This is a genomic window from Ruminococcus callidus ATCC 27760 (assembly GCF_000468015.1).
Taxonomy (GTDB): domain Bacteria; phylum Bacillota; class Clostridia; order Oscillospirales; family Ruminococcaceae; genus Ruminococcus_C; species Ruminococcus_C callidus.
In genome coordinates, this window is record NZ_KI260426.1 from 1 (window position 1) to 2,005 (window position 2,005).

At 57.2% G+C, this 2,005-nt stretch carries 2 protein-coding genes; both read right to left on the reverse strand.

The annotated features are described in order from the left end of the window. Positions 1 to 306: 306 nt before the first annotated feature. Complete coding sequence (locus tag RUMCAL_RS09440) at positions 307 to 1,146, reverse strand: putative RNA methyltransferase (RefSeq protein WP_021682555.1); 840 nt, start codon at positions 1,144 to 1,146, stop codon at positions 307 to 309. Beyond that, a complete protein-coding gene (locus RUMCAL_RS09445) occupies positions 1,143 to 1,937 on the reverse strand; it encodes a Nif3-like dinuclear metal center hexameric protein (RefSeq protein WP_021682556.1) in 795 nt (264 codons plus the stop codon). Before RUMCAL_RS09445 ends, RUMCAL_RS09440 begins: the two co-directional genes overlap by 4 nt. Positions 1,938 to 2,005: the final 68 nt, after the last annotated feature.

The following is a 2,005-nucleotide window of genomic DNA, read 5'->3' on the forward strand; positions in this document are numbered from 1 at the left end:
CGGGCAAGCCGCCTGTTTGCCCCGCCGGGGGATTTTTGTTGGTAAAAAATTGTAGCAAGAACTACAGAAATTAGCCTCCCCTGAAAGGGGTGACTCCCCACGGGGTGGGGAGATGCCCGCAGGGCAGAGGGGACCGCTCAGTACGAGGGGGACCGCCGTTAGGCGGTGGAGGGGTTCTTCCGTAAAATCTTTTACACGCTGTGTAATTCGATGAAACCGGATAAACGCAGAAACAAAAAATGCCGGAAAGCACGAAAATCGTCGTCAAATTTTCGGCATTTACGGACAAACAATGCCCACTCCCTATCACATCACCTGCTCCGTTTCCACCGCCCGATACTGCAAGATCTCGAAAGAGATCTGCGTAGACAGGCTTTCCAGCTGTTCCAGTCGGGCGTGTTCCTCCCGTCCGGTCTTATAGTAATACGGTGTCATCTGAAACAGATTCTGAATATCTGCCGGATCGTCCAGCTTCAGCCAGCTGTCCACATACTCCGCCTGTATCAGTTCAAAGCCGTCCAGTGCATAGTCCCGCACTGCGTTGGGATAGGGCACATCGTAGATCGCTTCTTTCAGCCCCCACAGATGCTGCTGCCCCGGAATCACCATCAGCATAGTGCCGCCCTTATGGAGCACACGGTGGTACTCCTCGCCGCAGTAGGGGGCAAAAATCGTCATCAGCATATCACAGCACCGGTCTGCCACCGGCAAGTGATACACGCTCCCCACCGCGAAATGGGCATTCGGGCAGCGTTTCGCCGCCGCATCTGCCGCACTCTTGGAAATATCCACGCCGTAGGTTTCCATTTGCAGATCCGCCTGTGCCAGTGCTTTCGAAACGCCCTCGGTATAATAGCCCTCGCCGCAGCCCGCATCTAACAGCACGCCGCCGGCTCTGCCGTACCGCACTGCCGCCTGTTCCAGAGCCTGTAACAGCAGAGCGTAATGCCCCGCGTCCAGAAAATTCTTGCGGGCACGCATCATCACGGCGTTGTCCCCCGGATTCTTGGCGTGCTTCCGGTTCACCGGCAGCAGATTCACATAGCCGCTTTTCGCCATATCGAAGTTATGTCCCTGTGCACAGCTCCACGATTTCCCGCGGTGCTGCATAAACGAACCGCATACCGGACACTTCCAAACACTCATGCTTTTTCCACTCCCCTGCAAAACTCAGCCGGATTTCTGCCGGCGTTCTCTGTCACCTGTGCCACGGGCAACGCCTTTCGGATCTGTTCCGCCAGAATGCCGGCGGCAAAGCGTTCCGTGCCGTAGTGCCCGCAATCGAACAGAGCGATGCCGGCAAACTCTGCCGCATACCACCGGTCGTGCTTGATGTCGCCGGTAATCAGAGCGTCACAGCCCTTTGCCGCAGCCAGTTCCAGCATGGACGCAGCCGAGCCGGAACAGTAGGCAATTTTCCGAATGGAACGCTCTGCGGCGGAATACCGCACTTCCCCGAATGCCGTTTGCAGCGTCTGTGCCAGCGTTTGCGGTGTCCATGTGCGGGCACTGGTGTCGATCCACCCGAAGCCTCTGCCGTCCGTCCACGACGGCTCCAGCACTTCCTGTGTACCCTGGAGAGCCAGCGGCTTTTCCAAAAGGGTATGTGCAAAGGTGTTCAGCCCCAGCGGTGCCATGTCCAGCGGCGTGTGCACACAGATCGCTGCAATGCCGTGAGCCGCCAGCTGGTAGACCGGACTGTCCGGCGGCAGCGTTTTCAGCGGCGAAAAAATCACAGGGTGATGTGCCACCACCAGCTGCACCTGTTCCGCCACCGCCTGTGCCACAATGGCTTCGGAAATATCCAGCGTGGTGAGAATGCGGTCGGCAGGCTGTGCCATACCGCCCACCAGCAAGCCGGAGTTGTCCCACGATTCCTGCGAGGCAAACGGTGCGAATGCGTCAATGGCTTCATATACTTCTTTTACAGTCAGCATGTGATCTCTCCTTTTCTGTCTATGCCGAACAGACTCTTATGGCAATACCGCACAAAGATTGTGCGACA